The sequence below is a fragment of the Pseudomonas sp. GB2N2 genome (assembly GCF_054897705.1).
Genome location: NZ_CM142701.1, coordinates 2,630,029 through 2,655,488, shown reverse-complemented (window position 1 = coordinate 2,655,488; position 25,460 = coordinate 2,630,029). Strand labels below are relative to the sequence as shown.

Genomic DNA, 25,460 nt, shown 5'->3' with positions numbered 1-25,460 from the left:
TTCCTCTTTGTCATCGGAATTGACCTGCAACCGCAAAGGGTCTATCCCTGATTGCACCTGTTTTCAGCACGCTATTCGGGAAGGAAATGACTGTCAAAACAAGTATTGCCATGGTGTCAATCCTGCGCGACGGTCTCGCCAATGGCCTGGGCGTGAAATACAAGCGGCTGGCAGACGCCGTGGGGAAAGGAATCGCTGAAGGCTTGATCGAACCCGGCTGCAAACTGCCACCGCATCGGCTGTTGGCCGACAGCCTGGGGGTCACCATCGGCACCATCAGCCGTGCGTATGGCGAGCTTGAACGTGTGGGATTGGTCGTCGCTCGTGTAGGAGACGGCACTTATGTGCGTCAGCGCGGGATGGAACGCCAGCGGGATGCGGGCTTTCGCAATGTCAGCGATGAACCGCAGGTTTTTTTCGACATGAGCCGCAATCAACCGATACCGGGGCGAGAGGCGCAATTTTTGAGTCAGACCTTGCAGGCGCTGGCCAGCGATCCCGGTACGTTGCAGCGCATCAGCGGCTATACCGCCGACGTCGGTTTGCAGCGCCATCGTGCGGCGGGTGCGCACTGGTTGCGGCATCAGGAATTTATTGCGGATGCCGGGCAAATCATCTGCGTCAACGGCGGCCAACACGGACTTTTATGTTCCTTGATGGCGTTGCTCAAGTCGGGCGATACGCTGGTGACGGAGCATTTGACCTACCCGGGTTTGATCAGCGTCGCACGCATGCTCGGGATTAAACTGATCGGTGTCGGGATGGATGACGAAGGGCTGATTCCCGAAGCGTTGGACGAGGTATGTCGCAATCATCGTGTGTCGGCGTTGTACTGCACACCGACGATCCAGAATCCTACGGCTGCGGTAATGTCCGTCCCACGACGTGAGGCGATTGTCGAGGTCTGTCGGCAGCACAATCTGTTGATCTTTGAAGACGACGCCCACGCGGTGTTGGCTCAACATCGGCCATTACCCTTATGCCATTTTGCCCCGGAACGTTCGGTGCTGATCGGCAGCTTGAGCAAGGTGGTTTCGGCGGGTTTGCGGGTCGGCTATTTGCACGCGCCGCAACCGCTGGTCGGGCGTCTGAGTGCGGCGGTGCGCGGGACGTGCTGGATGGCTAGCCCGTTGACGCTGGAAGTGGCGAGTCGGTGGGTAGAAAACGGTATCGCCGAGCAATTGCTGGGGCAGCAGATTGCCGAGATCAGTCGGCGCAAGTGGTTGGTTAGCGGTGTGCTGCAGGGGCTGGCTTACAAAACCCATGCGCATAGCCCGCACTTCTGGATCGAAGTGCCCGAGCCGTGGCGGGCGTCGCAGATTGCGGCGGAGTTGAAGGAGAAAAATTACCTGGTCGCCACCGCCGAGGCGTTTGCGGTCGGGCATGGTGCGGTGCCGCAATTTATTCGGGCAAGTGTGTGTAACTCGGCGGGGGATGATGGGTTGCTGATTAGAGGGTTTGAAGTACTGGCTGGGGCATTAGCAGAAACCGGGTAATCGTTCATCGCGAGCAGGCTCACTCCCACATAGGATTTGCGGCGTTCACAAATCTCCTGTAGGAGCGAGCCTGCTCGCGATGGCGGCCTGGCAGGCGCAAAAGAACTACTTGAAGCGCCGCTCCACCCCTTTCTCCACCAGAATCTTCGCCGAAATCTCTTCGACCGAGAAATGCGTGGAATTGATGTGCGCAATGTTCTCCCGGCGGAACAGATTCTCCACTTCGCGCACTTCAAATTCACACTGCGCATAACTCGAATAACGACTGTTGGGCTTGCGCTCGTTGCGGATCGCGGTGAGGCGATCCGGGTCGATGGTCAGGCCGAACAGCTTGTGCTGGTGGGCACGCAGGGCGGCCGGCAGGGTCAGGCGTTCCATGTCGTCTTCGGTCAGCGGGTAGTTGGCCGCGCGGATGCCGAATTGCATCGCCATGTACAGGCAGGTCGGGGTCTTGCCGCAGCGCGACACGCCGACCAGAATCAGGTCGGCCTTGTCGTAATAGTGCGTGCGGGCGCCGTCGTCATTGTCGAGGGCGAAGTTCACCGCCTCGATGCGTTCCATGTAATTGGAGTTGGTGCCGATGGAGTGGGACTTGCCGACAGTGTAGGAAGAATGCTCGGTCAGTTCCTGCTCAAGCGGCGCCAGGAAGGTCGAGAAAATGTCGATCATGAAACCATTGGAGGTCGCAAGGATCTCACGGATGTCCTGATTGACGATGGTGTCGAAGATAATCGGCCGGAAGCCGTCGACGTCGGCCGCCTTGTTGATTTGTTGTACCATGGCCCGCGCTTTATCCACGTTGTCGATGTACGGTCGCGTGAATTTGCTGAAGGTAATGTTTTCGAACTGCGCCAATAGGCTTTGACCCAGGGTTTCGGCTGTGATGCCGGTGCCATCGGAGATAAAGAAAGCAGATCGTTTCATTTGCACCTTGGGCCTTATGTGAGTGTCCTGTGTCACGAGTGCGTACCGTTTTGGCGGCGCCTGTTACTGCCATACTACGTTGCCGCTCCTCGCCATAGCCAGCTATGACTTGTCGCGGCGCCTTGTCTGGCAACAACAGTCACTCGCCAAAACGGCACGCACTCGCGACACAGGACACTTGTGATCATTCTTGGATATGATAGGCGCGATTTGCCGGCCGCCAATGGCCCGCATTCTCACTTATTTTCCAGGTCCAGGCCATACAGCTGGCAAATGCTCTTTATGAGCGCCGGCTTCTGAGCTTTTCCAACACAGTTAGTGGAGAGATCACCTTGGTAGAGTACGTAGTTTCCCTCGATAAGCTCGGCAAACACGATGTTGAGCATGTGGGGGGCAAGAACGCATCCCTGGGCGAGATGATCAGCAACCTGGCAGGTGCCGGTGTATCGGTGCCCGGTGGTTTTGCCACGACAGCTCAGGCCTATCGTGATTTTCTGGAACTGAGCGGCCTGAACGAGCAGATCCACGCCGCCCTCGACGCCCTGGACGTCGATGATGTCAACTCCTTGGCCAAGACCGGCGCGCAGATCCGTCAATGGATCATGGAAGCGGAGTTCCCCGAGAAGCTCAACGCCGAGATCCGCACCGCGTTCGCCACGCTGTCGGCCGGCAACCCTGACATGGCCGTGGCCGTGCGCTCTTCCGCTACCGCCGAAGACTTGCCGGACGCTTCCTTCGCCGGTCAGCAGGAAACCTTCCTGAACATTCGTGGTGTCGAAAACGTCATTCGCGCCGCCAAAGAGGTGTTCGCTTCGCTGTTTAACGACCGTGCAATTTCCTACCGCGTGCACCAGGGCTTCGACCACAAGCTGGTGGCTCTGTCGGCTGGCGTGCAGCGCATGGTCCGCTCCGAAACCGGCACCGCCGGCGTGATGTTCACCCTCGATACCGAATCGGGTTTCCGAGACGTGGTGTTTATCACCGGCGCCTACGGCCTGGGTGAAACCGTCGTACAAGGCGCGGTGAACCCGGACGAATTCTACGTCCACAAACAAACGCTTGAGGCCGGTCGCCCGGCGATCCTGCGCCGTAACCTCGGCAGCAAGGCCATCAAGATGATCTACGGCGAAATCGCCACGGCCGGCAAGTCGGTCAAGACCATCGACGTCGACAAGGCGGATCGCGCACGTTTCTGCCTGAGTGACGCCGAAGTCAGCGAGCTGGCCAAGCAAGCGATGATCATCGAGAAGCACTACCAGTGTCCGATGGACATCGAGTGGGCCAAGGACGGTGACGACGGCAAGCTGTACATCGTGCAGGCCCGTCCGGAAACCGTGAAGAGCCGCACCCAGGCCAACGTCATGGAACGTTACCTGCTGAAAGAAACCGGCACCGTGCTGGTGGAAGGTCGTGCCATCGGCCAGCGCATCGGCGCCGGCAAGGTGCGGATCATCAAAGACGTTTCCGAGATGGACAAGGTCCAGCCAGGCGACGTACTGGTCTCCGACATGACTGACCCGGACTGGGAACCGGTCATGAAGCGCGCCAGCGCCATCGTCACCAACCGTGGCGGCCGTACCTGCCACGCGGCGATCATCGCTCGCGAACTGGGCATCCCGGCCGTGGTCGGTTGCGGCAACGCCACCCAGCTGTTGAAAGACGGCCAGGGCGTAACGGTGTCCTGCGCTGAAGGCGACACCGGTTACATCTTCGAAGGCGAACTGGGTTTCGACATCAAGAAAAACTCCGTCGATGCCATGCCGGACCTGCCGTTCAAGATAATGATGAACGTCGGCAACCCTGACCGCGCCTTCGACTTCGCGCAACTGCCGAACGCCGGTGTGGGCCTGGCCCGTCTGGAATTCATCATCAACCGCATGATCGGTGTGCACCCCAAAGCGCTGCTGAACTACGACGGCCTGCCTCAGGACATCAAGGACAGCGTCGACAAGCGCATCGCCGGTTACGACGATCCGGTCGGTTTCTACGTCGACAAACTGGTGGAAGGCATCAGCACCCTGGCCGCGGCGTTCACGCCGAAAAAGGTCATCGTGCGCCTGTCGGACTTCAAGTCCAACGAATACGCGAACCTGATCGGCGGCAAGCTCTACGAGCCGGAAGAAGAAAACCCGATGCTGGGTTTCCGGGGTGCTTCGCGTTACATCAGCGAATCGTTCCGCGACTGCTTCGAACTCGAATGCCGCGCCCTTAAGCGCGTGCGTAACGAGATGGGCCTGACCAACGTTGAAATCATGGTGCCGTTCGTCCGCACCTTGGGCGAGGCCAGCCAGGTCATCGACCTGTTGGCGGAAAACGGCCTGGCCCGTGGTGAAAACGGTCTGCGCATCATCATGATGTGCGAGCTGCCGTCCAACGCGATCCTCGCGGAAGAATTCCTCGAATTCTTCGACGGTTTCTCCATCGGCTCCAACGACCTGACTCAGCTGACGTTGGGCCTGGACCGTGACTCCGGGATCATCGCGCACCTGTTCGACGAGCGTAACCCGGCGGTCAAGAAGCTGCTGGCCAACGCCATCGCCGCGTGCAACAAGGCCGGCAAGTACATCGGCATCTGCGGTCAGGGCCCTTCGGACCACCCGGACCTGGCCAAATGGCTGATGGAACAGGGCATTGAAAGCGTTTCGTTGAACCCGGACTCCGTACTGGAAACCTGGTTCTTCCTGGCTGAAGGTCAAGCTCCGGTTTGATTTGTGAATGAAGCCCCGGCCAATCGGCCGGGACTTTAAGATTCAAGCAGGGCGGGCTCTTCTGGATGCCGCCCTTTTTTGTGCAAGAGCATTATGCAAAGCAGCAGCAACCTATTTCCTGTCGCCCTGATCAGCGCCGAACGGCGCGGTGATCTGAGCGAAGACGTTTATCGTTTGAAACCTGGCAACAGCCCCGACGGCACGGTGGAGTTGGCCGTGACCCGCCTGGGCATGGCGGACAAGCCCGCGCACGGCGGTGTGCCGGTGATCCTGCTGCACGGCAGTTTTTCCAATCGACGCTTCTGGTTTTCTCCCAAAGGCCTCGGGTTGGGCGCCCACCTGACGCGCCTCGGATTCGATGTGTGGATTGCGGAGATGCGCGGTCATGGTCTGTCCCAGCGCAACCATAACTACCGCAAGAACCGTGTCGCCGACTACGCCCGTTACGATCTGCCGGCCATTGGCGCATTCGTGCGTGAGCAGAGTGGCCAGGTCCCGCACTGGATCGGTCACTCGCTGGGCGGCATCACGCTGGCGGCGGCGCTGGGTGGGGAGTACATCGGCGAGCCGGTTGTAGCTTCCGCGGCGTTTTTCGGTACGCAAGTCAGCCGTACCTACTGGCCGCTGAAAATTCCACCCGTGGAGTGGGGCGGGCGCTTTATCCTCAAGCGTTTTGCCCAGCTGTCCGGTTCACGGCTCAAGCGCGGTCCGGAGGACGAGCCGATTGGCCTGGCCCTGGAAAGCATGCGCTGGTACGGCCTGTTCGGGCGCTTTGGCGATGCCGACAAGGATTGGTGGGCGGGACTGGCCGAGGTTCGGTTGCCGGTACTGGCCGTGACCGCGGCGGGGGATCATCAGGATCCGGCGTGGGCCTGTCGCAAACTTTTCGATCAGGTCGGGTCCGAGCACAAGCAGTTTATCAACCTGAGTCGTGAACAGGGCTTCGGCGACAACTTCGGTCACGTGGAAATGCTGGTGAGCAAGGCCGCGCAAACCGAAGTCTGGCCGTTGGTGGCGCGCTGGCTGGCGGATCAACAGGCACCGTTGCTCGGTGAAAAACCGGATCTGGCAGCGGCGATCTAAGCTGGATGCTCTATCAAGGGCATTCCGCTCTGATCGGCATGCGGCTAAGCTATGACGCATTACGCTTTTTCGGTCACTTTGCGACATCCTCGATTGTCTTCCTCTTTACAGGAGTTTCTCGATGAACCATTACCTCACGCCTGACCTGTGCGATGCCTATCCGGAGCTGGTACAGGTGCTGGAACCGATGTTCAACAATTTTGGCGGCCGTGATTCCTTCGGCGGCGAAATCGTGACCATCAAGTGCTTCGAAGACAACTCGCGGGTTAAGGAGCAGGTCGAACTCCAAGGGCATGGCAAGGTGCTGGTGGTTGACGGTGGCGGGTCCCTGCGTCATGCACTGCTGGGTGACATGCTGGCCGAGAAAGCCGCGAAAAACGGTTGGGAAGGGCTGGTGATCTACGGTTGCATCCGCGACGTCGATATTATTGCGCAGACCGATCTGGGCGTTCAGGCCCTCGCCAGCCACCCGAGGAAATCCGACAGACGCGGGCTCGGTGATCTCAACGTTGCGGTGACCTTTGCCGGTGTGACGTTCCATCCAGGCCACTACATTTATGCGGACAACAATGGCGTGATTATCTCGCCGAGCCCGCTGAAAATGCCTGAATAAACGCTGGCCCAAGACTTTTTGATTCTGCAATGGGGTGAGGATGTTCGAGGATGAAAACGCGCAGTGGGGGCTGGTGCACGCCCTGGTGCTGGATGGTAAAGGCGGCGCGCGTTCGATAGCCCGGACTGAACTCGATGATTTGCAACTGCAGGCCCATGAAAGCCTGTGGCTGCACTGGGATCGCAGCCACCCCCAAACGCAGACATGGCTACGAAAATCCAGCGGTCTGAGCGAATTCAGCTGTGACCTGCTGCTCGAAGAAAACACCCGTCCGCGCTTGTTACAGCTTACCGACAGCGAACTGCTGCTATTTTTGCGCGGAGTGAACCTGAACCCGGGGGCCGAGCCGGAAGACATGGTTTCGGTGCGGATTTTCGCTTCGGCACAACGCGTGATTTCACTGCGTCTGCGTCCGTTGCGCGCCACCGATGAGTTACTGGTGCAGCTCGGTGAAGGCAAAGGGCCAAAAACCGCCTCTGAACTCATCCTTTATATGGCGCAGTACCTCACCAACAAAGTGCAGGATCTGGTCAGCTGCCTCTCGGAAATCGTCGATGAGGAAGAAGAAAAGCTCGATGCCGACGAACGGTACACACCTGAGCATGGCTCGATTTTGCAGATCCGTCGCAGGGCTGCCGGGCTGAAACGTTTTTTGGCGCCGCAGAGGGATATTTTCGGTCAACTGACGCGCACCAAGCTGCCATGGTTTGTCGAGGATGACGGCGACTACTGGAACGAATTGAACAACAGCCTGACCCGCTATCTGGAGGAGCTGGAATTGACCCGGGAGCGGGTGGGGCTGGTTCTGGAGGCTGAAGACCGAAGGTTGAGCGTGCGCATGAATCGCACGATGTACCGGTTCGGGATCATCACCGGAATTTTTTTGCCGATGAGTTTTCTCACCGGTTTGTTGGGGATCAACGTGGGGGGTATTCCATTCTCTGCCAGCCCTTATGGCTTCCTGATTGCGTGCCTGATGATGGTCTCGGTGGCAGTCGGGCAGTGGTTGTTATTCCGACGTTTACGCTGGGTGTGACGATGAGGCATGTGACCCGTGCAAATCTGGCCGCGTCTTTCACAGACATCACGAGAGGTGCGTATGCACGATCCGTTTGAACAGTCTTTGCGCGACATGCTGAACGCATCACCGTCCACCCGTGACGACGATGCCTGCCTCGGCCGTGTCCTGAAAACCGCCAACCGCCAGGTCGGCGCCGGTGATTTGTTCAGCCTGCTGGGCCGCTGGTTGCCCGCGCTGATGATCGCTTTGAATAACGGATCGGCCCATGTCTCGCCGGTTTCCCGTCACCGTAAACCTACCGTTCGCACTGCTGATAAGGCTGATTGAATATGGAACTTGATCTCTGGACTCAGAGCCTCGTCACTGCAATGACTGCGTTATGGACCAAGGTTGCGAATTTCATTCCGAACCTGTTCGGCGCACTGGTCGTGCTGCTGTTGGGTTTTGTCGTGGCGAAACTTTTGGACACTTTGCTGTCCAAGCTGCTCGCCAAGTTGGGCCTCGATCGTCTGATGGGCGGTACCGGTCTGACAAAATTGCTGTCCCGGGCCGGCCTTCAGGTGCCGATCTCGACGTTGATCGGCAAGATTGTCTACTGGTTCGTTCTGCTGATCTTTCTGGTTTCTGCCGCAGAATCACTTGGCCTTGAGCGAGTTTCAGCTACGCTGGACATGCTCGCGCTGTATTTGCCGAAAGTATTCGGCGCCGCGCTGGTGTTGCTGGTGGGTGTTTTGCTGGCGCAACTGGCCAATGGGCTGGTGCGGGGTGCAGCAGAGGGTGTAGGGCTGGATTATGCCGCCGGGTTGGGGCGCATCGCTCAAGGCCTGGTGATCATCATCAGCATTTCGGTCGCGATCAGTCAGTTGGAGGTCAAGACTGACCTGCTCAACCATGTAATCGTTATCGTATTGATTACCGTTGGTCTGGCAGTTGCGCTGGCCATGGGATTGGGAAGTCGGGAAATTGCCGGTCAGATTCTTGCGGGAATCTACGTGCGAGAGTTGTATCAGGTTGGGCAACAAGTGCGTGTTGGCGAGGTCGAAGGTCAGATCGAAGAGATCGGCACGGTTAAAACCACATTGCTGACCGATGAGGGTGAGCTAGTCTCTCTCTCCAATCGGATTCTCCTGGAGCAGCATGTGAGTAGCCGCTAATCCGGCAAACCCTGCTAATGTATGCCGCCGCAAAATGCCCTGAAAGGGCTGCGGCGGACATTGACCTGACTGTCGGCCCGACTTGTTTTGAATAAAGCTCAATCGCTCTCCACGCGCTACGACCCCCGCGAGCTCTCTGATGAGGAGTTGGTCGCGCGCTCGCATACCGAGCTGTTTCACGTAACGCGCGCCTATGAAGAATTGATGCGGCGTTACCAACGAACATTATTTAACGTCTGTGCACGATATCTTGGGAACGATCGCGACGCAGACGATGTCTGTCAGGAAGTGATGTTGAAGGTGTTGTATGGCTTGAAGAACTTCGAGGGGAAATCGAAGTTCAAGACGTGGCTGTATAGCATCACGTACAACGAATGCATCACACAGTATCGGAAGGAACGGCGAAAGCGTCGCTTGATGGACGCTTTGAGTCTGGACCCCCTCGAGGAAGCATCTGAAGAGAAGATGCCGAAACCCGAGGACAAGGCCGGACTCGATCGCTGGCTGGTGTATGTGAACCCGATTGACCGTGAAATTCTGGTGCTACGATTTGTCGCAGAGCTGGAGTTTCAGGAGATCGCAGACATCATGCACATGGGCTTGAGTGCAACAAAAATGCGTTACAAACGTGCTCTAGATAAATTGCGTGAGAAATTTGCAGGCATTGCTGAAACTTAGTTCGGCGCAAATATCTCTTACGTGTAGGCAAGTTCTGATAGACTTGCCGCCGAGTTGTCCCCCGGTTTGCGGGACTGCTTCACAATCACCAGATGGGGATTTAACGGATGAAACTGAAAAACACCTTGGGCTTTGCCATTGGTTCTCTCATTGCAGCCACTTCGTTCGGCGCGCTGGCACAAGGCCAAGGCGCAGTTGAAATCGAAGGCTTCGCCAAGAAAGAACAATTCGACAGCGCTCGTAACTTCAAGAACAACGGCAACCTGTTCGGCGGTTCCGTTGGTTACTTCCTGACCGACGACGTTGAACTGCGTCTGGGCTACGACGAAGTGCACAACGTGCGTTCCGACGACGGTCGTAACATCAAGGGCGCTGATACCGCTCTGGACGCTCTGTACCACTTCAACAACCCAGGCGACATGGTTCGTCCATACGTATCGGCTGGTTTCTCCGATCAAAGCATCGGCCAGAACGGCGGTGGCGGTCGTAACCGTTCCACCTTCGCCAACGTTGGCGGCGGTGCAAAACTGTACTTCACCGAGAACTTCTACGCCCGTGCCGGCGTTGAAGCTCAGTACAACATCGACCAAGGCGACACCGAGTGGGCTCCAAGCGTCGGTATCGGTGTGAACTTCGGTGGCGGCTCCAAGCCTGCTGCTGCTCCAGTTCCAGCACCGGCTGAAGTCTGCTCCGACAGCGACAACGACGGCGTTTGCGACAACGTTGACAAGTGCCCGGACACCCCAGCCAACGTAACTGTTGACGCTGATGGCTGCCCAGCAGTTGCTGAAGTTGTTCGTGTTGAGCTGGACGTCAAGTTCGATTTCGACAAGTCTGTTGTTAAAACCAACAGCTACGGCGACATCAAGAACCTGGCCGACTTCATGAAGCAGTACCCGTCGACCACCACTACTGTTGAAGGTCACACTGACAACGTCGGTCCTGACGCTTACAACCAGAAACTGTCCGAGCGTCGTGCAAACGCCGTTAAGCAAGTTCTGACCAACCAGTACGGTGTTGAATCGTCCCGCGTTCAGTCTGTTGGCTACGGCGAATCCCGCCCAGTTGCTGACAACAAAACTGAAGCTGGTCGCGCTGTAAACCGTCGCGTAGAAGCGCAGGTTGAAGCCAAAGCTAAGTAATTAGCCCGCAGCTCTGAGAAAAGCCCGGCTTAGGCCGGGCTTTTCTTTGCCTGCGATTTGGGGTTTTGGATCACCGGGATTACCGGTTCTCGGGACTCTTTAATAGCCGGCTTGCCGGCGATGGTCGTCAACGATAACGCGTTAAACCTGGCGCCCCGCGGCGATCTCAGGTTTTTTGTCGGAACGCCGCCCGCACACAAGCTGGCTCCTACAGGTTACTGACTGTGCGGCTACAGCACCGATCACCAGAATCGCAGGGCTTTTCAGCTCAAAGGCGTAGGCATCTTCTTCCATCGCCGTCAGATCGCTCCGGCATTCCCGTTGCTGCGGCAATGAAGCATTTTCGATCATCGCCACCGGCGTATCCGCCACCATGCCCCCAGCCAGCAACTGCTCGCGAATTTCGCTCAGCTTCGCCACGCCCATGTAGACCACCAATGTCGTGCCGCCCTGCGCCAGTGCCTGCCAGTTCAGGCGGCTGCCATCCTGGGTGTGAGCCGTCACCAGCGTCACGCCGCGTGCGACACCGCGCAGGGTCAGCGGAATATCGCATTGTGTCGCCCCAGCCAGCCCGGCCGTGATGCCATTGACCAACTCGGCATCGATCCCACGCTCACGCAACCACTGGGCCTCTTCCCCACCCCGGCCGAAAATGCATGGATCGCCACCCTTGAGTCGCACCACGCATTTACCCTGGCGGGCATACCGCAACATCAGCCGATGAATGAATGCCTGCGGCGTGGAGCGGCAGCCACCGCGTTTGCCCACGGGGATGATCCGCGCCCCGACGCAATACTCGAGCACGGCCTCGTTCACCAGATCGTCGATTAGCACCACATCCGCTTCGCCCAAGGCTCGAACAGCCTTGAGGGTCAGCAGTTCCGGGTCGCCGGGGCCTGCACCCACCAGCCAGACTTTTGCACTCATCGTATTTTCCTCACGAGATAACAGCGATCGGCTGCACGGTGGCGACTAGCAAACGCTTGATTTCTGGTACGCAGGACCCGCATTGCGTGCCGCAGCCCAATTCCTGTTTCAAACCCTGCAGATCCAGGCCTCGACGGATCCCGGCACAGATCGCGCCTTGACTGACGTTTTTACAGTTGCACAGGGTTTTGGTGCTGTCGGTCGATGCGGTGGCGTTACCCGGTGGCGCACTCAGCGGCGCGAGTAACCAGCGCCGCAGTTGTGCGTCGACCCGACCTTCCAGCCACAGCGCCTCCAGCCAGTGTTGGGCAAGGGTTTCGCCAGCGAGGCGAATCGCGGTAATTCGGCCTTGCTCGATCCGCACCCGTTTACCGACGGCGCGCGCGGGGTCGTCATAGGCCAATACCGGCCCGTCGTTTAACCCCAGACACTGGTCGATTTCATTCAGCAGTGGTGGAGCGAGCGCGCAGGCGCTGGCGGCGCGGATGAGCAGCGCAGGGCGTTCGCGGCCAGTCAGGCTGAGGCTGAGGTAGGAAAAGGCCTCGCACAGCGGTCGTAGCGTCTCAAAGTGCTGTTGGACATTGCCTTCGACGAGGGCGAAGAACGTCCATGGCAGGTGCACGGGGTCAATTCGGACGCCGGTGTGCTTCAGTTCCGGCTGTTTCGACAGCGGGTCGAACGCCGGTTGTGTGATCCCGTTGACCCCACCCTTCAGAAAGCGATCACCCCAATGCAGGGGTAAAAACGCCTGGCCCGGCGCCACGCTGTCGTCGTTGCCGACGGCGACAATGATCGCGCCGCGCCGACTTTTCAGGCTGACCAGCTCGCCCTGTTGCAGTCCGTGGCGCTGCAGTTCATCCGGGTGCAGGCTCAACACGGCTTCACTGACATGGCCGAACAATTGCGCGGCGGTGCCGGTGCGACTCATGCCATGCCACTGGTCGCGCAAACGGCCGGTGATCAAGGTTAACGGGAACTGCCCGTCGCGTTGTTCCTTGGCGGCGCGATACGGATCGGTGATGAACCGGGCACGTCCGCTGGCGGTGGGGAAAATCCCGTCCGCGTACAGTCGTGCCGTGCCTTCAGTCGCGCCGTCAGGGAAAGGCCATTGCTGCGGACCGAGGCGATCAATCAGGTCATGGCTGATGCCGGACAGGTCCACATCGCGACCCCGCGTCAGTAATTTGTACTCATCGAAGATCTGCGCCGGGGTGTCGAACGCGAACAGGCTTGCTTGATCAGGGCGCAGATATTTTTCCAGGCGTTGTGCGAAATCTACCGTGATTGCCCAGTCGGAACGCGCTTCACCGGGTGCGCTAACTGCTCGGCGGACGTGGGAAATGCGCCGTTCTGAATTGGTCACCGTGCCTTCCTTTTCACCCCAACTGGCGGCGGGCAACAGCAGGTCGGCGAATGCGGCGGTTTCGGTGGTGCGAAAGGCTTCCTGTAAAACCACGAAAGGGCAGGCTTGCAACGCGGCACGCACGGCGCTTTGGTCCGGCATCGATTGCGCAGGGTTGGTACAGGCAATCCACAGGGCCTTGATGGTTCCGCTGCGCACCTGCTCAAACAATTCGATTGCGCTGAGGCCTGTGGTTTCAGGCAGTCGATCCACGTCCCAGTACGCCGCTACTTGGGCGCGATGCTCGGCATTGGCCGCTTCGCGATGGCCCGGGAGCAGATTCGACAAACTGCCGGTTTCGCGGCCGCCCATCGCATTTGGCTGACCGGTGAGTGAGAAGGGTCCTGCGCCCGGACGGCCGATTTGCCCGGTGGCGAGGTGCAGGTTGATCAGCGCACTGTTTTTCGCGCTGCCAGCGGTGGACTGATTCAATCCCATGCACCACAGCGACAGGAAGCTTGGCGACGTGCCAATCCACTGCGCACATTCTTGCAGCTGTTCAACGCTGATCCCGCACAACTGCGCCACCATCGGCGGGGTGTAATCGCGTACCAGGTCTTTCAGTTCGGCCAGACCCTCGGTGTGCGCCTCGATGAAGTCTCGGTCGATCCAGCCTTCCCACAGCAACAGGTAAAAAATCCCATGGAACAACGCGACGTCGGTGCCCGGAAGAATCGCCAGGTGCAGGTCAGCCAAGTCGCAGGTGTCTGTACGACGTGGGTCGATAACGATGACTTTCATCTGCGGCCGGCGGGATTTTGCTTCTTCCAGACGACGAAACAACACCGGGTGGGCGTAGGCCATGTTGCTGCCGACGATCATCACGCAGTCGCTCGACTCCAGGTCTTCGTAACTGCACGGCGGCGCATCGGCGCCGAGGCTGCGCTTGTAGCCGACCACCGCCGATGACATGCACAGCCGCGAATTGCTGTCGATGTTGTTGGTACCGACCAGCGCTCGCGCGAGTTTGTTGAAGCTGTAGTAATCCTCGGTCAGCAGTTGCCCGGAAATGTAGAACGCCACGCTGTCCGGGCCGTGCTCGGCGATGGTTTTGGCGAAGACGCTGGCGGCGTGATCGAGGGCGGTGTCCCAATCGGTGCGACTGCGCGCCAGGCCTTTGCCCAGGCGCAGTTCCGGGTACAACGCGCGGGCCGCGAGGTCGCCGGTCAGGTGCAGGGTCGAGCCTTTGCTGCACAGTTTGCCGAAGTTGGCCGGGTGTGACGGATCGCCGCTGACGCCGAGAATGCGCTCGCCGTCATGCTCGATCAGCACGCCGCAGCCCACCCCGCAATAGCAGCAGGTGGACGCGGTGATCTGGCGGTTCATCAGCTGACGTCCTGCAAGGTTTCACCGAACATCAGGTGATCGCGCCGCGCACCGATGACGTGGTGCTCGCGAATCTGCCGGAAATACCAACCGCCATCGGCTGTGTCGCCGTACAGGCAGGCGCCGACCAGTACGTCATCCTTGATCACCAGTTTCTTGTAAATCCCGCTGATGGGGTCGGACAAGGTGATGGTTTCGGTGCCTTCGCCGCCCATGAAGTCGCCGACGGAAAACAGGTCGATGCCGGTGACTTTGAGTTTGGTCGAAGTGACCGAACCCTTGTAGGTGGCGAAGCCCAGTTGCGCGAGATGGTTGGCGCAGACTTTCGCCTGTTCGAACAGCGGCGCTACCAGTCCGTAGGCGATGCCGCGATGACTGGCGCATTCGCCGATGGCATAAATTCGTGGGTCGTAGGTTTGCAACGTGTCGTTGACCAGGATGGCGCGGCCGCAGGGGAGGCCGGCCTTCTGCGCGAGTTCAATGGCCGGGCGAATGCCGGCGGCCATCACCACCAGGTCGGCGGGGATGACGTCGCCATTGTTGAACTCGACCGACCCGACCCGGCCATCGCCGCCATCGTGCAGCGCCCGGGTCTGCTCGCGCAGGCGAAAGTGCAGGCCGCGGGCTTCAAGCGCTGTTCGCAGCATATGGCCGCTGACGTGGTCGAGTTGTCGTTCCAGCAGCCATTCGCCGTTATGCACCACGGTGACATGCATACCGCGCAGCATCAGACCGTTCGCCGCCTCCAGGCCCAACAGGCCGCCACCGATGACGACTGCATGGGTATGAGTTTTTGCGCTGCTGATCATCAGCTGCGTGTCGGCGATGTCGCGATAGCCGATGACGCCATACAAGGTATTGCCAGGGATCGGCAGGATAAACGGCGTCGAGCCGGTGGCGATCAGCAGGCGGTCGTACTCGGCCACGGTGCCGTCTTCGGCGATGACCCGGCGTTTGATCCGGTCGATCTCCACGACTTTGCGGTTGAGCAGCAACTTGATGTTGTTGTCCAGGTACCAGTCCAGGTCGTTCAGCACGATCTCGTCGAAATTTTGCTCGCCGGCCAGTACCGGCGACAGCTGGATGCGGTTGTAGTTGGTGTGAGGTTCGGCGCCGAAGACTGTGATGTCGTACAGCTCGTTACTCAACTTGAGCAATTCTTCGAGGGTACGAACCCCGGCCATGCCGTTGCCGATCATCACCAGTTTGAGTTTCTTCATCAGGTTCTCCAGGGCGCTCGGGCCGTGCTCGACAAATGCTGCGCAAACAAAAAAGGCGTCCCGCTAGTTGCCTAGCGAGGACGCCTTTGTCCTGTTCCCGTTCTCGGGAAGCGCAGCCTTCGTCGTTGAAGGCTGGGCTTTATGTAAGTTGGGAGAGGTAATGCAGTGGTTGTGCCAAGTTGTTGGGTGTCCTGTTTACTGGCTTTGATCGGTAGATCAAGCGCCGCTGTTGCACCGGATCGAAGCGTGTTGCTCGCTAATGGGGCGGTCTAGCGATGAAACACTAAAACCAGCAACACCAGATTCACCAGCAACGACCCCAACGCCAACGTCCGCCAGACTTTCACCGGCTCGCGCTCCAACAGTGGCCTCGGACGAACGCTCAAACTGCGCCGCTCGCCTTGCTCCAGCACCAGCAGCCACTCTTCCGCCGTTTCAAATCGTCCACGCGGATCCCCCGCCACCGCGCGCTCCAGAGTCTGCGCGATCCATTCGGGCAGGTCGGGCCGGTAGCGACTGGCGCAGACCGGCACGCCAAACCGTGGGCGCTGGAACGCCTCGATTTCGCCGTAGGGATAATGCCCGGTCAGCAGAAAGTACAACGTCACGCCGACCGCATACAGATCCTGTTGCGGCGACGGCGGATCACCGCGAAAGGCTTCCGGCGCAATAAAACTGGGGGTGCCGGGCAAGACTGAGGCCTGATCTTCAGACAGGCCGGGGCAGTAGGCGAGGCCGAAGTCCAGCAGGCGCAGCTCGCCGTCATTCCCCAGCAGCAGGTTTTCCGGTTTGATATCGCGATGCAAAATCTGCCGTCGATGCAACATGCCGACCGCCCGCAACAGGCGCTCCGCCAAGTCCTGCCATTGAGCCAGCGGCAGGGTTGTGGTTCGTTCTGCCAATTGCGCCAGTGTTGAACCGGAATATTCACGCATCACGTAGTACAAATGCTGACGCTGACTGGCGGCATGGACTTCAGGGAAATGCCGCCCGGCCACGCGCTTGAGGAACCACTCTTCCGACAGCAAGGCTTGCCCGGCCAGGTGATCGTCGCGCAGTGCCTGGGGCAGGGTTTTCAGAAGCCACGGCTGGTGCTGGGCGTCCCGCACGCGATAGAGCAGCGACTGCTGGCTCTGGGCGAGAATGCCCTCGACTTGCCAGCCCTCGAAGGAATGGCCCGGTTTCAGCGCTGGCGGCAACGGCCATTGCTGCAAATGAATCAGCGCATCGCCTATGCTCGTTTCGCCAAGGGCGTCGACCCGCACCAGCAACGCACTCGCGTTGTCCTGACTGCCCGCCAAATGCGCCGCGTTCACCAAGGTGTGCGCGGCACTCTGCAAATCGGGTTGATCGCGCAGAATCGCGGCAATGGCGGTATCGCCGAGCACCGCCCAGATGCCATCGCTGAGCAGCACGAAACTCTCGTTCAGGCGCAACTCGCCATCGAGGAAATCCAGGACCAGATGCTGATCCAGGCCCATCGCGCGTTTGAGCACATGCTGCATACCCGGCTGATCCCAGACGTGATCCTCGCTGACTCGCTGCAACTGATCGGCGTGCCAGCGATACACCCGGCAATCTCCGACATGCGCCAAGGTAAAACGCCTGCCGCGCATCACCAAAGCACTGACGGTGGTGAGCAGCGGTTGCCCTCCGCCATTGGCCTGCAACCAGCGATTCTGCGCCAGCAGCAAACGATCAAGTGACTGGGCCACGCCCCAGGTTTCCGGGGTTGCGTAGTAATCCAGCGCCAATGCCTGCAAGGTCGAACGGGCGGCGAGGCCGCCATCAGCGCATTGGCTGACGCCGTCGGCGATGGCGAACAGGTAACCCTTGCTTGCCGCCAGCGCCGGCGCGGGAGTGACCAGGCGCAAAGCATCCTGATTCTCCTCGCGCGGACCGGTGGCGCTGGCTTCGGCGAAACTCAGTTGCAGGCTCATTCGGCCCTCACACCCGTGCGGCGGTCACAGCGGCCGAGCCCCAAGTGGTTCTCCAGCGACGCTTCACCCCGTGCAAACCAAACCAGGCGAGGACGCCGAGGCTGGCGAACAACCACAGTGCCAGTTGATAGCTGCCGGTGCTTTGCTTGATCGCGCCCATGCCTGCCGCGAGGGCAAAACCACCGATGCCACCGGCCATGCCAATCAGGCCGGTCATCACACCGATCTCCCGACGAAAACGCTGCGGCACCAATTGGAAAACCGCGCCGTTACCTGCTCCCAAACCGAGCATGGTGCAGACGAAGAGTGCCAGCGCCGCGTAGGAACTTGGCAAGTTGAAACCCACCGCCGCAATGCAGATCGCCGCCACCGTATACATCGCCAACAGCGTGCGAATCCCGCCGAAACGGTCGGCCAGCGCACCGCCGAGTGGACGCATCAGACTGCCGCCAAACACGCAGGCGGCGGTGTAGTAGCCGGCAGTGACCGGGCTCAAACCGTACTGGTCGTTGAAGTAGCCGGGCAGGGCGCTGGCCAGGCCGATGAAGCCACCGAAGGTGACGCTGTAGAAAAACATGAACCACCAGCTGTCGCGGTCGCCCAAGGCCTTGAAGTAGTCGGCCACCGATTTGGCTTTCGGCCGTTCAGGGGCGTTTTTCGCCAGCCAGGCAAAAACGATGAGCGTCAGGATCAGCGGGATCAGCGCGAAGCCGAACACGTTGCTCCAGCCAAATGCGGCCGCCAGCACCGGGGCGATCAGCGCTGCCAGCACGGTGCCCGAGTTACCGGCCCCGGCGATGCCCAGTGCTTTGCCCTGATGCTGCGGCGGATACCATTGCGATGCCAGCGGCAACGCCACGGCAAACGACGCGCCGGCCATGCCGAGGAACAGGCCCAGCAGCAGCGCTTGTTCGTAGCTGTGGATGCCGAGTTTCCAGGCGCCAAACAGGGCGCAAATGACGATTACCTGGCCGATCAGCCCGGCGGTTTTTGGCGATAGGCGGTCCGCCAGCATGCCCATGATGAAACGTAATATGGCCCCGGCCAGAATCGGCGTGGCCACGACCATGCCGCGTTGTTGGGTGGTCAAGTGCAGGTCGGCGGCAATTTGCACCGCGAGCGGACCGAGCAGGTACCAGACCATGAAGCTCAGGTCGAAATAGAGGAAGGCCGCGAACAGTGTCGGGACATGGCCGGATTTCCAGAAGCTTGAATTCATCGCGCACCTCAGCTGTTGATCGTCTCGAGAAGGAGTCATGAGCTTGCAGGTGGGGCGCCGCAACGGCCGCACCACCGACCCCGGGCTATGGGGCCAAGACAAAAAAACGCCGCCACCGGATTCGCCATGGGCAAATAAGGTGAGCGACGTCTTTGTCGTAGGTGGGGCAACCGCCGTTGGTTACCTGTGGTGAATGTCTAGCGAGATCTGTGCCAACAGTCCGGAACCGAGTTGCGTCCTTCGCGCGCAAGCCCGCTCCCACAGGGATTTCGGCCGCCCCCAAATGTTGTGGGCACAGAAGATCAACGTGGGAGCGGGCTTGCTCGCGAAGGCGATATACCAGTCACCTCGGTGTTTCAGCCGAGCAGTTCACTCATCGCAATGATCTGCTCCGCCACCTGAATCAGCTTCTGCTGCCGGCTCATCGCTTGGCGGCGCATCAGGGTGTAGGCCTGTTCCTCGTTGCAGTCCTTCATCTTCATCAGTAGTCCCTTGGCTAACTCGATGCGCTTGCGCTCGGCCAGTTGCTGGTCACGGGCGTGCAATTGCGCGCGCAGGGCCTGGTCGCTTTCGAAGCGGGCCATGGCCACGTCGAGAATGGGCTGCAAACGTTGTGCGTGAATGCCTTCGACGATGTAGGCACTGACCCCGGACTTGATCGCCTGGCGCATCACGCCCGGGTCGTGTTCATCAGTGAACATCACAATCGGCCGTGGCTGGTCGCGAGTCACCAGCACCACTTGCTCCATCACATCGCGGCTCGGTGACTCGGTATCGATCAGAATCACATCCGGGCGCACCGTTTCGACGCGCGCGGGCAGGTCGATGGTCAGGCCGGATTCGTCGATCACCTCGAAGCCGGCTTCCGTCAGGGCGGCTTTCAAGCGACCGACTTTTTTCGCAGTGTCGTTGATCAGCAGGATACGCAACATGTTCGCAATCTCCTGTCAGCGGCGGGCGAGTAGGGGCGAGCTGTCGCTCAGGGCGTTGAGCTTGAAACTGCGGGCATAGCCGGCCGGATCGGAACCGTCCCAGATTTTGCCGTCGATCAACTGGCTGCTGCGCATTTCCTCGCTCGATGAGGTGATACCGATCGCGCTGGCGGCCTCACGGTACAGGTCAAGTTGCTGAACCTGACGGGCCACCGCGAGATAGTCCGGGTCGTCGCGCAACAAGCCCCAGCGGCGGAACTGGGTCATGAACCACATGCCATCGGACAGATAGGGCAAATTCACCTCGCCGCCGCCATGGAAGCGCAGCGCGTGCGGGTCTTGCCAGCGATTGCCGAGGCCGTCGACGTAATCGCCGAGCAGCCGCGGTTCGATGCAATCGAGCGGTGCATCGAGGTATTCCGGGGCGCTCAGCAGCTGCGCGGTACTGCGGCGATTCTCGGTGCTTTCTTCGATGAAGCGACTGGCCTCGAGGATCGCCATTATCAGCGCCCGGGCAGTATTGGGGTATTGCTCGACGAACTCGCGGGTGCAACCGAGAACTTTCTCCGGGTGGTCGGGCCAGATGGCCTGGGTCGTCGCCATGGTGAAGCCGAGATTCTGCTTCACCGCGCTGGCGGACCACGGCTCACCGACGCAGAAGCCGTCGATTCGCCCTGCTTGCAGGTGCGCGACCATTTGCGAGGGCGGCACCACGACGCTGTCGACGTCGTTCAATGGGTGAATGCCTTGGCTCGCCAGCCAGTAATACAGCCACATGGCGTGGGTGCCGGTCGGAAAGGTCTGGGCGAACGTGAGTTTTGGGCGAGTTTGGTGCGCGTGACGATCCAGTGCCTCAGGACCGGTCACGCCCAAGGCCTGCAAACCGTGGGAAAGGTTGATGCTTTGCCCGTTCTGATTCAGGCCCATGAGCACCGACATGTCGGTCGGGGCGACGCCGCCGATGCCCAGGTGCACGGCGTAAATCAGGCCGTAAAGACTGTGAGCCGCATCCAGTTCGCCGCTGACCAGTTTGTCCCGCAGGTTGGCCCAGGAGGACTGGCGCTTGAGGTTCAAGGTCAGCCCGTAGGGCTGGGCAAAACCCTGGGTGGCGGCGACCACGACAGAGGCGCAATCGCTCAGGGCCATGAAGCCAAGGTTAATATCGGTTTTTTCCGGGGTATCGCTGCCGTTGACCCAGGCCAGCGGGCCCGCTGTGGTTTCATTCATGGCAAAGCACCTTGCAAAAAAAAGCGTCGTCACAAGCCTTCGCGCGAGCAAAGTCGGGTGACGACGCCTTTGTCTTTCGACTCATCCCGACGTTGGCATGAGTGCTGATATCAATGTGGCTGCAAGGCATATGCCATCGCCCGTTGATTTTGTCGTGCGCCTCGCTTGCGACCCCCATGCGCGGCTATAATCGCCGCCTCATTTCGTCGCCATTCGAGTCAAAGCCGCCCATGTACACCCTGGCCCGTCAGCTGTTGTTCAAACTTTCCCCGGAAACCTCCCACGATCTGTCCCTGGACTTGATCGGCGCGGGCGGACGTTTGGGCCTCAACGGCTTGCTGTGCAAGGCGCCAGCGAAGATGCCCGTGAATGTCATGGGCCTGGACTTTCCGAACCCGGTAGGCCTGGCGGCCGGTCTGGACAAGAACGGCGCGGCCATCGACGGTTTTGCCCAGTTGGGTTTTGGTTTTGTCGAAATCGGCACCATTACTCCGCGTCCACAGCCGGGCAACCCGAAACCACGGATTTTCCGCTTGCCGGAAGCCGAGGCGATCATCAATCGCATGGGTTTCAACAACCTCGGTGTCGATCACCTGCTGGCTCGTGTGGCAGCAGCCAAATACCAGGGCGTGCTTGGCATCAACATTGGCAAGAATTTCGACACCCCGGTCGAGCGCGCGGTTGACGACTACCTGATCTGCCTCGACAAAGTGTACGCCCACGCCAGCTATGTGACGGTCAACGTCAGCTCGCCGAATACCCCGGGCCTGCGCAGCCTGCAGTTTGGCGATTCGCTTAAGCAATTGCTGGCGGATCTGGCGGCTCGTCGCGCTGAACTGGCGTTGCGTCACGGCAGACATGTGCCGCTGGCGATCAAGATCGCTCCGGACATGACCGACGAAGAAACCGCGCAAGTGGCTCAGGCGCTGATCGAAACCGGGATGGACGCGGTGATCGCCACCAACACCACCCTGAGCCGGGTCGGCGTTGAAGGCATGGAGCACGGTGACGAGGCGGGCGGGTTGTCCGGCGCACCGGTTCGTGAAAAGAGCACCCACACCGTGAAGGTGCTGGCGGCGGAGCTGGGCGGTCGCTTGCCGATTATCGCGGTGGGGGGCATTACCGAAGGCAAACATGCGGCCGAGAAAATCGCGGCGGGCGCGAGCCTGGTGCAGCTGTATTCCGGTTTCATCTACAAAGGCCCGGCGCTCATTCGCGAAGCCGTCGACGCAATAGCAGCCTTGCGCTAAATCCCCCTGCTACAAAGCTTGTGTGGGGAGCCGGCATAAAAAAGGGCTCCTCGAAGGAGCCCCTGGGCCGGAGCCCGCCGCCCGGATGGGGCGTGCGTGGTAAGTCGTTACGTCATCAGGTTGTCGTGTCGGAATGTAGCCCTGTGTCAGCCGACGGCGTGAAGTTCGTTGAGTCTGTGGATTCCCGCAGTGCCGGTCATACCGTCCCAGTTGTCGCCGCGTCCTTCTCGCCAGCCGTTAATCCAGGCTTGACGTACCGACGGTAGAGTAAATGGGCAAAGCTCACGGGATTTGCCACCAACGCCATATTGATATCCGCGCAAAAATGCTCTTTCCAACGGATCACGCTTAAGTCTTCTCATAGGGTGTTGCCCTCACTTGTTGACTGTAGTTATCGCGTTGACCTCAATCGAGGTCTGGCAGAAATGTCTGCCATTGGGAGGCTCGCTGCCGGCGTGGCGAGCCAAGGTGTTGACGTCCGTTGTGGCGCCAACCTGTGTTGAGTTCTAACCAATGCGTCACATCGAGGGAATGATCGTTTTGTCATAAGGACGTAACCATAAAGATGCTTAGGCCATAAGTAACACGATGTTGTCCCGTGTTTATTGGTCAAAGCCCTGTATGATCAGCGCCCCGCAGAATGATGGGGTTAATCCTTTGTGAGAATGACTCGTGTTACGTCGAGGCATTATTCGACGAAGGGTCGCCTTATGACATTTTGTTGCATCAACTTTTTTATCTGCCCTTGCATCTAAGCTCTTCTAACCTGAGCAGCACGGGTGGGACGGCACACCTTCGTGCCACGCGGGCGCTCTTTTAGAAAAGCGCCTGATTGAAAACCGGGCCGGCAATGCGTTGCCGCTCCACTTAGCCAAAGGCTCTGAGACTCCAATGTCCGATCAATTTGAAATCTTCCTCACCTGCCCTAAAGGCCTTGAAGGCCTGCTGATCGAGGAAGCCGTCGGGCTTGGCCTTGAAGAAGCACGTGAGCACACCTCGGCCGTGCGCGGCATGGCTACCATGGAAACCGCTTATCGCCTGTGCCTGTGGTCGCGTCTGGCGAACCGGGTGCTGCTGGTGCTCAAGCGGTTCCCGATGAAGGACGCCGAAGACCTGTACCACGGCGTGCTCGACATCGAGTGGCAAGACCACATGCTCAACGACGGCACCCTGGCCGTCGAGTTCAGCGGCCACGGCTCGGGCATCGACAACACGCACTTCGGCGCGCTGAAAGTCAAAGACGCCATCGTCGACAAACTGCGCACCCCGCAAGGCGATCGTCCGTCCATCGACAAACTCAACCCGGACCTGCGCATTCACCTGCGTCTTGACCGTGGCGAAGCGATTCTGTCCCTCGACCTCTCCGGCCACAGCCTGCACCAGCGCGGTTATCGCTTGCAGCAAGGCGCAGCGCCGTTGAAGGAAAACCTCGCGGCCGCGATCCTGATCCGTTCCGGCTGGCCACGTATTGCGGCCGACGGCGGCGCACTGGCCGACCCGATGTGCGGTGTCGGTACGTTCCTCGTCGAAGCAGCGATGATCGCCGCCGATATGGCGCCGAACCTGCGTCGCGAGCAGTGGGGCTTTACTGCGTGGCTCGGTCACGTGCCGGCGCTGTGGAAAAAACTCCATGAAGAAGCCACTGAACGCGCGGCTGCCGGTCTGGCCAAACCTCCGTTATGGATTCGCGGTTACGAAGCCGACCCGCGCCTGATTCAACCGGGCCGCAACAACGTCGAGCGTGCCGGCCTGAGCGAGTGGATCAAGATCTACCAGGGCGAAGTCGGCACCTTCGAGCCGCGCCCGGACCAGAACCAGAAAGGTCTGGTGATTTGCAACCCGCCGTACGGCGAGCGCCTGGGTGATGAGGCGAGCCTGCTTTATCTCTACCAGAACCTCGGCGAACGTCTGCGCCAGGCTTGCCTGAACTGGGAAGCGGCGGTGTTCACCGGCGCCCCGGACCTTGGCAAGCGCATGGGCATCCGCAGCCACAAGCAGTATTCGTTCTGGAACGGCGCGTTGCCGTGCAAGCTGCTGCTGATCAAAGTCACGCCGGACCAGTTCGTCACCGGCGAACGGCGCACCCCGGAACAGCGTCAGGTCGAGCGCGAGCAAGCCGAAGTCGAAGTCGCCGACAACGATGTGGCGCCGGGCAAGTACGAGAAGTACAACAAGAACGGCAACCCGATCAAACCCGCTGCGGTGGTGATCGAGCAACCGCGCTTGAGCGAAGGCGGGCAGATGTTCGCCAATCGCCTGCAAAAGAATCTCAAGGCGCTGGGCAAGTGGGTCAAGCGTGAAGGCATCGACTGCTACCGCGTCTACGATGCCGACATGCCGGAATACTCGATGGCCATCGACCTGTATCAGGATTGGGTCCACGTCCAGGAATACGCCGCGCCGAAATCCATCGATCCGGAAAAAGCGTCGGCGCGCATGTTCGATGCGTTGGCTGCCATTCCCCAGGCTTTGAACATCGACAAGAGCCGCGTGGTGGTCAAGCGCCGCGAGCGTCAGAGCGGCACCAAGCAGTACGAACGCCAGGCGGCACAAGGCAAATTCGTCGAGGTCAATGAAGGTGGCGTCAAGCTGCTGGTCAACCTCACCGATTACCTCGACACCGGGCTGTTCCTCGACCACCGGCCGATGCGCATGCGCATTCAGAAAGAGGCGGCTGGCAAGCGCTTCCTCAATCTATATAGCTACACCGCGACGGCCAGCGTTCATGCGGCCAAGGGCGGCGCGCGCAGTACTACCAGCGTCGATCTGTCGAAAACTTACCTCGACTGGGCGCGTCGCAATCTGTCGCTGAACGGCTTTTCCGACAAGAACCGCCTGGAGCAGGGCGATGTCATGGTCTGGCTGGATGCCTGCCGTGACGAGTTCGACCTGATCTTCATCGACCCGCCGACCTTCTCCAACTCCAAACGCATGGAAGGGATTTTCGACGTGCAGCGTGACCAGGTGCAATTGATCGACCTGGCCATGGCGCGCTTGGCGCCGGGCGGCGTGTTGTACTTCTCGAACAACTTCCGCAAGTTCGAATTGGAAGCCAACCTCACCGAGCGTTACGCGGTCGAGGAGATCACGGCGCAGACCATTGATCCGGATTTTGCCCGCAACGGGAAGATCCATCGGGCCTGGAAAATTACCGCCCGGTAGTAGTTGGACCCCCTGTAGGAGGGAGCTCGCTCGCGA

The 25,460-nt window shown here is 59.8% G+C and carries 19 protein-coding genes and 1 pseudogene; 11 read left to right on the top strand and 9 right to left on the bottom strand.

Annotated features, from left to right (window positions below; all coding sequences use genetic code 11):
• Positions 1–86: 86 nt before the first annotated feature.
• Positions 87–1,496 carry an aminotransferase-like domain-containing protein gene (locus tag ACYZT4_RS12270; RefSeq protein ID WP_461988088.1) on the top strand — a complete coding sequence of 470 codons (1,410 nt, stop codon included), beginning with the start codon at positions 87–89 and terminating at the stop codon, positions 1,494–1,496.
• A 105-nt stretch (positions 1,497–1,601) separates the two neighbouring features.
• Here ACYZT4_RS12270 and ppsR read toward each other — a convergent pair whose 3' ends face one another.
• Complete coding sequence (ppsR, locus tag ACYZT4_RS12265) at positions 1,602–2,420, bottom strand: posphoenolpyruvate synthetase regulatory kinase/phosphorylase PpsR (protein ID WP_461988087.1); 819 nt, start codon at positions 2,418–2,420, stop codon at positions 1,602–1,604.
• A gap of 332 nt (positions 2,421–2,752) precedes the next feature.
• Between ppsR and ppsA the strand changes: the two genes are divergently transcribed.
• From ppsA to ACYZT4_RS12225, 8 genes are all read left to right on the top strand, one after another.
• Positions 2,753–5,128 carry a phosphoenolpyruvate synthase gene (gene ppsA / locus ACYZT4_RS12260; protein WP_461988085.1) on the top strand — a complete coding sequence of 792 codons (2,376 nt, stop codon included), beginning with the start codon at positions 2,753–2,755 and terminating at the stop codon, positions 5,126–5,128.
• 93 nt (positions 5,129–5,221) lie between these two features.
• Entirely contained in the window at positions 5,222–6,211 is a 990-nt protein-coding gene (locus tag ACYZT4_RS12255; RefSeq protein ID WP_461988084.1) for an alpha/beta fold hydrolase, read from the top strand.
• A gap of 121 nt (positions 6,212–6,332) precedes the next feature.
• Complete coding sequence (gene rraA, locus ACYZT4_RS12250; RefSeq protein ID WP_461988082.1) at positions 6,333–6,824, top strand: ribonuclease E activity regulator RraA; 492 nt, start codon at positions 6,333–6,335, stop codon at positions 6,822–6,824.
• Positions 6,825–6,864: 40 nt separating this feature from the next.
• Entirely contained in the window at positions 6,865–7,860 is a 996-nt protein-coding gene (locus ACYZT4_RS12245) for a zinc transporter ZntB (RefSeq protein WP_461988080.1), read from the top strand.
• Positions 7,861–7,923: 63 nt separating this feature from the next.
• Complete coding sequence (locus ACYZT4_RS12240; RefSeq protein ID WP_007944521.1) at positions 7,924–8,172, top strand: hypothetical protein; 249 nt, start codon at positions 7,924–7,926, stop codon at positions 8,170–8,172.
• 2 nt (positions 8,173–8,174) lie between these two features.
• Positions 8,175–8,999 (top strand): mechanosensitive ion channel family protein, encoded by an 825-nt coding sequence (locus ACYZT4_RS12235; RefSeq protein ID WP_008027407.1) that lies wholly within the window; start codon positions 8,175–8,177, stop codon positions 8,997–8,999.
• An 87-nt stretch (positions 9,000–9,086) separates the two neighbouring features.
• Positions 9,087–9,677, top strand: a complete 591-nt coding sequence (gene sigX, locus ACYZT4_RS12230) for an RNA polymerase sigma factor SigX (protein WP_461988078.1) — start codon at positions 9,087–9,089, stop codon at positions 9,675–9,677.
• Positions 9,678–9,784: 107 nt separating this feature from the next.
• Positions 9,785–10,819, top strand: a complete 1,035-nt coding sequence (locus tag ACYZT4_RS12225; protein WP_461988076.1) for an OmpA family protein — start codon at positions 9,785–9,787, stop codon at positions 10,817–10,819.
• A gap of 141 nt (positions 10,820–10,960) precedes the next feature.
• On the opposite strand, the gene cobA is transcribed toward ACYZT4_RS12225, so the two are convergent.
• The 7 genes and pseudogenes from cobA to ACYZT4_RS12190 form a co-directional block, all read right to left on the bottom strand.
• Positions 10,961–11,746, bottom strand: a complete 786-nt coding sequence (gene cobA, locus ACYZT4_RS12220; protein WP_461988074.1) for a uroporphyrinogen-III C-methyltransferase — start codon at positions 11,744–11,746, stop codon at positions 10,961–10,963.
• 10 nt (positions 11,747–11,756) lie between these two features.
• On the bottom strand, positions 11,757–14,474 hold the full coding sequence (locus tag ACYZT4_RS12215) for a nitrate reductase (RefSeq protein WP_461988073.1): 2,718 nt from the start codon (positions 14,472–14,474) through the stop codon (positions 11,757–11,759).
• A 20-nt stretch (positions 14,475–14,494) separates the two neighbouring features.
• A pseudogene (locus ACYZT4_RS12210) lies at positions 14,495–15,694 on the bottom strand (NAD(P)/FAD-dependent oxidoreductase); the annotation flags it as partial.
• A 269-nt stretch (positions 15,695–15,963) separates the two neighbouring features.
• Positions 15,964–17,634: a protein kinase domain-containing protein gene (locus ACYZT4_RS12205; RefSeq protein WP_461988071.1), complete on the bottom strand. Its 1,671-nt coding sequence runs from the start codon at positions 17,632–17,634 to the stop codon at positions 15,964–15,966.
• A 7-nt stretch (positions 17,635–17,641) separates the two neighbouring features.
• Complete coding sequence (locus ACYZT4_RS12200) at positions 17,642–18,853, bottom strand: nitrate/nitrite transporter (protein WP_461988070.1); 1,212 nt, start codon at positions 18,851–18,853, stop codon at positions 17,642–17,644.
• Between the two features lie 356 nt (positions 18,854–19,209).
• Positions 19,210–19,785, bottom strand: a complete 576-nt coding sequence (locus ACYZT4_RS12195; protein ID WP_461988069.1) for an ANTAR domain-containing response regulator — start codon at positions 19,783–19,785, stop codon at positions 19,210–19,212.
• 15 nt (positions 19,786–19,800) lie between these two features.
• A complete protein-coding gene (locus ACYZT4_RS12190; RefSeq protein WP_461988068.1) occupies positions 19,801–21,012 on the bottom strand; it encodes a CmpA/NrtA family ABC transporter substrate-binding protein in 1,212 nt (403 codons plus the stop codon).
• A gap of 230 nt (positions 21,013–21,242) precedes the next feature.
• On the opposite strand from ACYZT4_RS12190, the gene ACYZT4_RS12185 reads away from it, so the two are divergent.
• Complete coding sequence (locus tag ACYZT4_RS12185) at positions 21,243–22,262, top strand: quinone-dependent dihydroorotate dehydrogenase (protein WP_461988067.1); 1,020 nt, start codon at positions 21,243–21,245, stop codon at positions 22,260–22,262.
• A gap of 146 nt (positions 22,263–22,408) precedes the next feature.
• Here ACYZT4_RS12185 and rmf read toward each other — a convergent pair whose 3' ends face one another.
• Complete coding sequence (rmf, locus tag ACYZT4_RS12180) at positions 22,409–22,624, bottom strand: ribosome modulation factor (RefSeq protein ID WP_003223300.1); 216 nt, start codon at positions 22,622–22,624, stop codon at positions 22,409–22,411.
• A 529-nt stretch (positions 22,625–23,153) separates the two neighbouring features.
• On the opposite strand from rmf, the gene rlmKL reads away from it, so the two are divergent.
• Entirely contained in the window at positions 23,154–25,424 is a 2,271-nt protein-coding gene (rlmKL, locus tag ACYZT4_RS12175) for a bifunctional 23S rRNA (guanine(2069)-N(7))-methyltransferase RlmK/23S rRNA (guanine(2445)-N(2))-methyltransferase RlmL (RefSeq protein WP_461988065.1), read from the top strand.
• The last annotated feature ends 36 nt before the right edge of the window (positions 25,425–25,460 follow it).